The following is an 8,201-nucleotide window of genomic DNA, read 5'->3' as shown; positions in this document are numbered from 1 at the left end:
GAGACTTGAACTCTCACACCTTGCGGCGCCAGAACCTAAATCTGGTGCGTCTACCAATTCCGCCACTTCCGCAACTTATTCTGTAGTTATCAAGGTAATTGGTAAAAACCTAAATAACGTTGTTCATGGTGGCTACGACGGGATTCGAACCTGTGACCCCATCATTATGAGTGATGTGCTCTAACCAGCTGAGCTACGTAGCCAAAACCATATTTTTTGTTCTCAACGCTTTGTTGCCTTGTCGTTGGGAACGGCGCGCATTATGCGAAGTTGAGTGAGATCCGTCAACAGTTTTTTTTAATAAATTTCGGAAAAAACCTCGTTCGCTTCCTTTTTAAACAAAGAGGCGTGTTTATGATCTAAAACTGGAAATAAATTAGCTTGCAGTTGCGTAATTTATTTTTGTTCATTTACTTAAGGTATTAAAAAAGCCAGCTTAACAGCTGGCTTTTAGTGTAAATGAAGTGTTTAGAATTCATTCATTTAATTAAACATTGAAGCGGAAGTGTACAACATCGCCATCTTTTACGATGTAGTCTTTACCTTCTAGACGCCATTTACCTGCGTCTTTTGCGCCATTTTCACCATTGAATTGGATGAAATCGTCGTAACCAACTACTTCTGCACGAATAAAGCCTTTCTCGAAGTCAGTGTGGATCTTACCTGCCGCCTGAGGCGCAGTTGCACCAACAGGGATTGTCCAAGCACGTACTTCTTTAACACCTGCTGTGAAGTAGGTGTGTAGAGTCAGTAGTTCGTAACCAGAGCGAATTACACGGTTCAGGCCCGGCTCTTCGATCCCCATATCTGCTAGGAATTCTTCGCGATCTTCATCTTCTAGTTCAGATAGTTCAGATTCGATAGCTGCACATACAGGTACAACGACATTGTTTTCTTTTTCTGCGAACTCACGAACCGCATCTAGATATGGGTTATTTTCGAAGCCATCTTCGTTTACGTTTGCAATGTACATAGTTGGCTTCAGTGTTAGGAAGTTTAGGTAGCCGATTGCTGCTAACTCTTCTTTAGATAGCTCAACTGTGCGTGCCATGCCGCCTTCAGTTAGTACTGGTAACAGTTTTTCTAGTACGGTTAGTTCAAATTTTGCGTCTTTATCGCCGCCTTTTGCCTTCTTCGCGTTACGTTGAATCGCTCGCTCACAAGAATCAAGGTCAGCCATTGCAAGTTCAAGGTTGATCACTTCGATATCTTCGATAGGTGAAACTTTACCTGAAACGTGAACAATGTTTTCGTTTTCAAAACAGCGTACAACGTGGCCAATCGCGTCTGTTTCACGGATGTTAGCTAGGAATTTGTTACCTAAACCTTCACCACGTGATGCACCAGCAACAAGACCAGCGATGTCCACGAACTCCATCGTCGTTGGAAGAACTCTCTGTGGGTTAACGATCTTAGCTAGTGCGTCTAGACGTAGATCTGGCACAGGAACCACACCAGTGTTTGGTTCAATGGTACAGAACGGGAAGTTTGCTGCTTCGATACCCGCTTTAGTTAGTGCGTTGAACAGAGTTGATTTACCTACGTTAGGTAGACCAACGATGCCACATTTAAAACCCATGATAGTAACCTTATTCAGCTTTGAACGTGTGGAGGCGATTTTGTGCTTTAGATAGGCCATCCTTAATCAGGATATCTAGACAACGAACAGCCTCATCAGCTGCTGCATCTAAAAGCTCTTGCTCTTTAGCTGGCGCTTTACCTAATACAAAACCCGCCACTTTATCTTTGTGTCCCGGATGACCAATGCCAATACGAAGACGATAAAAATCTTTGTTATTGCCCAGTTTGCTAATGGTGTCACGCAGACCGTTGTGTCCACCGTGACCCCCACCTTTTTTAAACTTAGCGACACCTGGCGGTAAGTCTAGCTCGTCATGAGCAACCATGATCTCTTCAGGTTTAATTTGATAAAATTTCGCAAGCGCTGCGATCGATTTACCTGATAGATTCATGAAGGTGGTTGGGATAAGCAAACGGAGATCCTGGCCATTGACCATAATGCGTCCTGTTAGACCAAAAAACTTTGGTTCGTTCTTCAGTGTAACGTTGTGAACGCGTGCTAATTCTTCTACAACCCAAGCGCCCGCATTGTGACGAGTTCTGGCGTATTCTGGTCCTGGATTAGCAAGACCAACAAGAAGTTTGATTTGTTGACTCAAGGTTAGGATCTCTCTGGAATCTCAAAAAGCGCAGTATGATAGCACAGAAAACTCGCGGTGGGCGACCAAGGGATTTTCTAGTTATCAGTACAAATAAAAAAACACCCCAAAGAGGGGTGCTTTTGAAATCAGTGTAACTGAAATGTTCGTATTAGTTGAACATTGCAGAGATTGACTCTTCGTTGCTGATACGACGAATCGCTTCAGCTAGCATGCGAGATAGGCTTAGTGTTGTCACTTTACCTGTTGCAGCCATCTCTTTAGACAGAGAGATAGAGTCAGTTACGATAACTTGGTCAAGAACTGAGTTCTTGATGTTATCCGCAGCGTTGCCTGAGAATACTGCGTGAGTAGCGTAAGCGAATACACGCTTAGCACCGCGCTCTTTTAGTGCTTCAGCTGCTTTACATAGTGTGCCACCTGTGTCGATCATGTCATCAACGATCACACAGTCACGACCTTCAACATCACCGATTAGGTTCATTACTTCAGAAACGTTTGCACGTGGACGACGCTTATCTACGATTGCGATGTCGATGTCGCCTAGTGCTTTTGCTGTTGCACGAGCACGAACAACGCCACCTAGGTCAGGAGATACCACTACAGGGTTATCTAGACCGCGAGCCTGCATATCTTCAAGTAGCACTGGCGTGCCGAAGATGTTGTCTACAGGTACATCGAAGAAGCCTTGAATTTGCTCTGCGTGTAGGTCGATAGTTAGAACGCGGTCAACACCAACGTTAGATAGGAAATCAGCAACAACTTTTGCAGTAATTGGCACACGCGCAGAACGTACACGACGGTCTTGGCGAGCGTAGCCGAAGTAAGGGATAACTGCAGTGATACGGCCTGCTGAAGCACGGCGCATTGCATCAATCATAACAACCAATTCCATTAGGTTGTCGTTAGTCGGTGCACAAGTGGATTGAATGATGAAAACATCGCTACCACGAACATTCTCATTGATTTGAACTGCAACTTCGCCATCAGAAAAGCGAGAAACAGATGCATCACCAAGAGAGATGTAAAGACGATCAGCAATACGTTGGGCTAGTTCAGGTGTTGCGTTACCAGCAAATAGCTTCATATCAGGCACGGTGGAAACCTCGGGTTTGCGTCCAGTTTAAATAGGTCGGTGTGAGGCTGATTGGTATTCAGCCAAAGTCTCTTTTAATGGCGAAATATTGCGCCCTTGAGCGACAAATGCCGAGACTTTATCAGAGAGTTGTGCAAGGATAGTTTCTGCTTCAGATTTGCTCGAAAATTCAGCAAAAACGCAAGATCCTGTCCCCGTCAATCTTGACGGCGCGTATTGTAGCAGCCAAGAAAGTTGCTTATCAACCTCTGGGTAGAGCATTCGTACAATTTTTTCGCAATCGTTTACGCTTGGCGTATTTAAAAGTGTTTCTAGATCTCGTTTTGGGGTGTTTCGCGTCAGATCTGGATGACAAAAAACGTCGACGGTTGCGATAGATACATTCGGTCTGACGACTAAATACCATTTTTCTTCGGGATAAGCAGGAGAGAGTTTTTCACCAACACCTTCAGCAAAAGCTGCAAATCCGCGCACAAATACGGGCACGTCTGCGCCTAGTTTTAAACCTATTTCAGCCAGTTCGTCGTCAGTTAGATTCAGTTGCCATAAGTAATTCAGTGCCACTAATGCTGTAGCTGCATTCGATGAGCCCCCACCAATGCCTCCACCCATAGGCAGCACTTTCTGTAGCTCAATATGCGCGCCAAAAGGGCAGTTTGAGTAAGTTTGAAGCGCGGTTGCTGCTTTCCAAATTAAATTGTCTTGAAGAGGCACACCTTCTATCTCTGGAGAAATCGTAATATCACCAGAATGGTTCGCTTGAATGGTGAGCTCATCGCCGTGATCGACGAATTGGAATAACGTTTGTAACTCGTGGTAGCCATTCTCTGTACGGCCGTTGATATATAGAAAGAGATTCAATTTCGCTGGTGATGGCCAGCGTGTTGAAAGTTCAATCATTGGGTGATGTTCCATTTTGTGATCACTAGATTTATTTTGACATCAGCTGTGGTGAGTTTCAGCTTATTTGGCAGAGGGAGAGACTGTTCATGCCATTGAACGTCGCCATATCTTTGATATGCAATACTCCAATCATTTAAACCAATTTGTTTGTTTAACGCTTGCAGTGTATTGGTTGGAGACAGTTGGAATTTGTCGGCATCGGTCGGTAGACCTAATAGCCAGTCAGGCATGTGATCGACGGGCATCATCAACCCTGTAAGACGGTAAATCAGCTGATTAGCACTGTGAGAAGAAAGGACCTGATCATCGTAAGTTTCTACTGTGGCGCCTTGTGGGGTGATGGTGAGCTTTAATGCCGTTTGTCCGAGAATCGTTGTTAAACGCAACTGGCTTAGTGCTGAAGAATGTTTCCAGTAGAAGTTTAAATTTTGTCTTTGGTCTGGGCCAATATAACCAAGTTTCCCCGTTGCCTGAAAATCTTGGATGGTTTCGAGTCGCTGCTCATGAGCTTGCCATTCAACGCTGGTAACACTTTCAGGAACGGACGAACAACCAGCGAGCAGTAAGCTCGACAAGAAAAAAAGAATAAAGGAGCGTAACGTCATGTTTGATGGCTTATTAATCAGTTTCATCGGGAATCGCTCACAACTATAGCATTGAAAAGTCGCACTTAGGAAAACAAATCCGGCTTACCCTTTCAATAAATGCGTGCTTACAGTAAAATTCTGGACCTATTTTATAACCTATCCCAGAGATACCACGTTAGATGTCCTTGCTTGCTATTGGAATTAATCACAATACAGCGTCTGTCGACTTGCGAGAGAAGGTGGCGTTTGGTCCGGATAAACTCGGCCCTGCACTCGAGCAACTTAGAGAGCACGAAGCGGTTAACGGCAGTGTGATTGTTTCAACCTGTAACCGAACTGAGTTGTACTGCGATGTTAAGCAAGGAGCGCGAAACAAGTTGATCGATTGGCTTGCTCAATTTCATCAAGTGAGCCGCGAAGATTTAATGCCGAGTTTGTATGTTCATGAAGAACAAGCTGCAATAAAGCATTTGATGCGCGTATCGTGCGGTCTTGACTCTCTGGTGTTGGGTGAGCCTCAAATTTTGGGGCAGGTAAAGCAAGCATTTTCTGACTCGCGAGATCATCAAGCCGTCGATGCCTCGATTGATAAATTGTTTCAAAAGACGTTCTCAGTCGCCAAACGGGTAAGAACAGAGACAGATATTGGTGGTAATGCCGTGTCCGTGGCTTATGCGGCATGTACACTGGCAAAACATATTTTTGAGTCGTTATCAGATTCAACCGTGCTTTTAGTTGGTGCGGGTGAGACGATTGAATTGGTCGCGAAGCATTTAGCGTCCAACGGTTGCACAAAAATGATTGTCGCGAACCGCACTAAAGAGCGCGCGCAAGGCTTAGCGGACCAATTTGGCGCAGAAGTGATCAGTTTGAACGAAATTCCTGAACATTTGGCGAAAGCGGATATTGTGATTAGCTCAACGGCGAGCCCATTGCCTATTATTGGCAAAGGTATGGTCGAAACGGCTCTAAAGCAGCGCCGGCATCAACCTATCTTGTTGGTCGATATTGCGGTGCCGCGAGATGTGGAGTCGGAAGTCGGTGAACTGAACGACGCATATCTGTATTCTGTTGATGACTTGCAATCTATCATCGACAGCAACATTGAGCAGCGTAAAGTCGAAGCGATTCAAGCTGAAGCGATTGTTAGTGAAGAAAGCGCTGCGTTTATGACATGGTTGCGTTCACTGCAAGCCGTCGATAGTATTCGCGACTATCGCAAATCAGCCAACGAAATTCGTGAAGAGTTACTGAGCAAAAGTTTGCAATCTTTAGCGGCAGGCGCAGATCCGGAGAAAGTGCTGCGCGAGCTGAGTAATAAACTCACCAACAAACTGATTCACGCTCCAACTCGCGCATTGCAAAGTGCAGCAGAGCAAGGCGAACCAGCAAAATTAACGATTATCCGCCAAACACTTGGCTTGGATGATCTATAACTCACGCTTTTTATTAAGAAAACGACACTATGAAAGCCTCTATTCTGACTAAGCTAGAAACGCTAGTAGAACGTTACGAAGAAGTTCAACATCTTCTTGGTGATCCTGATGTAATTGGAAATCAGGACAAATTCCGTGCTCTATCAAGAGAGTACTCTCAGCTAGAAGAAGTAACCAAGTGCTTCCAAGCTTATCAACAAGCACAAGAAGATCTTGTCGCCGCTGAAGAGATGGCAAACGAAGACGACGAAGAGATGCGTGAAATGGCGCAAGAAGAAATCAAAGAAGCGAAAGCGACGATTGAGCGTCTTACTGATGAGTTACAGATTCTTCTTCTGCCAAAAGATCCGAACGATGATCGTAACTGTTTCCTAGAAATTCGTGCAGGTGCGGGTGGCGATGAAGCGGGCATTTTCGCGGGTGATCTATTCCGTATGTACAGCAAGTACGCAGAAAAGCGTGGCTGGCGCATCGAAGTCATGTCTTCAAACGAGGCTGAGCACGGTGGTTACAAAGAGATGATCGCAAAAGTGAGCGGCGACGGTGCATACGGCGTACTGAAGTTTGAGTCTGGCGGTCACCGTGTGCAACGTGTTCCTGCAACTGAATCTCAAGGCCGTGTGCATACTTCTGCTTGTACAGTAGCAGTAATGGCGGAAATCCCTGAAGCGGATCTGCCAGAAATCAAAGCAGCAGACCTGAAAATCGATACGTTCCGTGCATCTGGCGCGGGTGGTCAGCACGTTAACACCACGGATTCTGCAATCCGTATTACCCACTTACCAACGGGTACGGTAGTAGAGTGTCAGGATGAGCGTTCACAGCACAAGAACAAAGCGAAAGCAATGGCGGTTCTTGCTGCTCGTATCGTTCAAGCGGAAGAAGAGCGTCGTGCCGCAGAAGTGTCTGATACACGTCGTAACCTTCTAGGTTCTGGTGACCGTAGTGACCGTATTCGTACATACAACTACCCACAAGGTCGTGTGTCTGATCACCGTATCAACCTGACCATCTATCGTTTGAACGAAGTGATGGAAGGTGACCTACAGAGCTTGATTGATCCTGTGATTCAAGAGCACCAAGCAGACCAACTTGCGGCGCTCGCAGAGAACGGCTAATCGATGAGCCAAGTTCAATCGATTGAGCAAGCACTGAAAAGTGCGACGGCGAAACTGGCAGAAGGCGGCAAAGAGTCGCCTTCTCTCGATGCAGCTGTACTCCTTTGCCATGTCCTTGGCAAACCACGAACTTACCTGCTGACCTGGCCAGAAAAAGCGTTAGAAGCAGAGCAAAAATCTCAGTTTGACGCTCTACTTGAACGACGTTTAACTGGTGAACCCGTCGCTTATATTATTGGTGAGCGAGAGTTTTGGTCTTTACCGTTCAAAGTTTCTCCCTCTACCTTGATCCCAAGACCGGATACAGAACGTTTGGTCGAGGTTGCACTCGATAAGACCTACGAGCAAACTGGGCCTATTTTAGATCTTGGAACGGGGACGGGGGCAATTGCTATCGCACTCGCATCTGAAATGCCAAAACGTCAAGTGATGGGCGTAGATCTCAAACAAGAAGCGAAAGCACTTGCAGAGTACAATGCTGAGCAGCTAAACATCAAAAATGTGACCTTTGCTCAAGGCAGTTGGTTTGAGCCTATTACAGAAGGTACGAAGTTTGCTTTAATTGTCTCCAACCCGCCATATATTGATGAAAAAGATCCACATTTATCCCAAGGTGATGTGCGCTTTGAGCCAAAATCTGCATTAGTTGCTAAAGAGAATGGCTTAGCTGATATTCGTCATATCTCGGATCTTGCTCGTCAGTATCTTGAAGTGGGCGGTTGGCTGGCATTTGAACATGGTTATGATCAAGGTGAGGCGGTGCGTGAGATAATGCGTGGCTTTGGTTACCAACAGGTCGCTACGGAAAAAGATTATGGCGGTAACGATCGAGTAACGCTTGGTTGTCTGGCCAGTTAATCATGGAAGTCAGCAAACACTAA

Annotated in this window: 8 protein-coding genes and 1 tRNA gene; 3 read left to right on the top strand and 6 right to left on the bottom strand. The window is 45.6% G+C overall.

Going from position 1 to position 8,201, the window contains the following annotated elements:
• Positions 1–126: 126 nt before the first annotated feature.
• From R7093_RS15475 to lolB, 6 genes are all read right to left on the bottom strand, one after another.
• A tRNA-Met gene (locus R7093_RS15475) sits at positions 127–203 on the bottom strand.
• 284 nt (positions 204–487) lie between these two features.
• Positions 488–1,579, bottom strand: coding sequence for a redox-regulated ATPase YchF (gene ychF, locus R7093_RS15470; RefSeq protein ID WP_005393178.1), 1,092 nt, complete (start codon positions 1,577–1,579; stop codon positions 488–490).
• A gap of 10 nt (positions 1,580–1,589) precedes the next feature.
• Entirely contained in the window at positions 1,590–2,180 is a 591-nt protein-coding gene (pth, locus tag R7093_RS15465) for an aminoacyl-tRNA hydrolase (protein ID WP_005384112.1), read from the bottom strand.
• Positions 2,181–2,331: 151 nt separating this feature from the next.
• Positions 2,332–3,276 (bottom strand): ribose-phosphate pyrophosphokinase, encoded by a 945-nt coding sequence (locus R7093_RS15460; protein ID WP_005393176.1) that lies wholly within the window; start codon positions 3,274–3,276, stop codon positions 2,332–2,334.
• A gap of 27 nt (positions 3,277–3,303) precedes the next feature.
• Entirely contained in the window at positions 3,304–4,176 is an 873-nt protein-coding gene (ispE, locus tag R7093_RS15455; protein WP_213869001.1) for a 4-(cytidine 5'-diphospho)-2-C-methyl-D-erythritol kinase, read from the bottom strand.
• The gene (lolB, locus tag R7093_RS15450; RefSeq protein WP_237306755.1) at positions 4,173–4,811 is read right to left on the bottom strand and encodes a lipoprotein insertase outer membrane protein LolB; all 639 of its coding nucleotides are present in this window, start codon (positions 4,809–4,811) and stop codon (positions 4,173–4,175) included. Before lolB ends, ispE begins: the two co-directional genes overlap by 4 nt.
• A gap of 134 nt (positions 4,812–4,945) precedes the next feature.
• Here lolB and hemA point away from each other — a divergent pair, with 134 nt between their 5' ends.
• Genes hemA through prmC form a run of 3 tightly spaced genes read left to right on the top strand, consistent with a single transcriptional unit; the run spans position 4,946 to position 8,178 of the window.
• Positions 4,946–6,202: a glutamyl-tRNA reductase gene (hemA, locus tag R7093_RS15445; RefSeq protein WP_005384104.1), complete on the top strand. Its 1,257-nt coding sequence runs from the start codon at positions 4,946–4,948 to the stop codon at positions 6,200–6,202.
• Positions 6,203–6,231: 29 nt separating this feature from the next.
• On the top strand, positions 6,232–7,320 hold the full coding sequence (prfA, locus tag R7093_RS15440; protein ID WP_005382222.1) for a peptide chain release factor 1: 1,089 nt from the start codon (positions 6,232–6,234) through the stop codon (positions 7,318–7,320).
• A gap of 3 nt (positions 7,321–7,323) precedes the next feature.
• Positions 7,324–8,178 (top strand): peptide chain release factor N(5)-glutamine methyltransferase, encoded by an 855-nt coding sequence (gene prmC / locus R7093_RS15435; RefSeq protein WP_017634841.1) that lies wholly within the window; start codon positions 7,324–7,326, stop codon positions 8,176–8,178.
• The last annotated feature ends 23 nt before the right edge of the window (positions 8,179–8,201 follow it).

The sequence above is a fragment of the Vibrio sp. 1580 genome (assembly GCF_033340055.1).
The sequence above is the reverse complement of the archived record's forward strand: the minus strand, read 5'-3'. Positions and strand labels throughout refer to the sequence as shown.

What these genes read in the sequence shown, in the direction of transcription:
- ychF (WP_005393178.1), bottom strand. Translation starts at nt 1,579, where the DNA reads ATGGGTTTTAAATGTGGCATCGTTGGTCTACCTAACGTAGGTAAATCA.
- ispE (WP_213869001.1), bottom strand. Translation starts at nt 4,176, where the DNA reads ATGATTGAACTTTCAACACGCTGGCCATCACCAGCGAAATTGAATCTC.
- lolB (WP_237306755.1), bottom strand. Translation starts at nt 4,811, where the DNA reads ATGAAACTGATTAATAAGCCATCAAACATGACGTTACGCTCCTTTATT.
- hemA (WP_005384104.1), top strand. Translation starts at nt 4,946, where the DNA reads ATGTCCTTGCTTGCTATTGGAATTAATCACAATACAGCGTCTGTCGAC.
- prfA (WP_005382222.1), top strand. Translation starts at nt 6,232, where the DNA reads ATGAAAGCCTCTATTCTGACTAAGCTAGAAACGCTAGTAGAACGTTAC.
- prmC (WP_017634841.1), top strand. Translation starts at nt 7,324, where the DNA reads ATGAGCCAAGTTCAATCGATTGAGCAAGCACTGAAAAGTGCGACGGCG.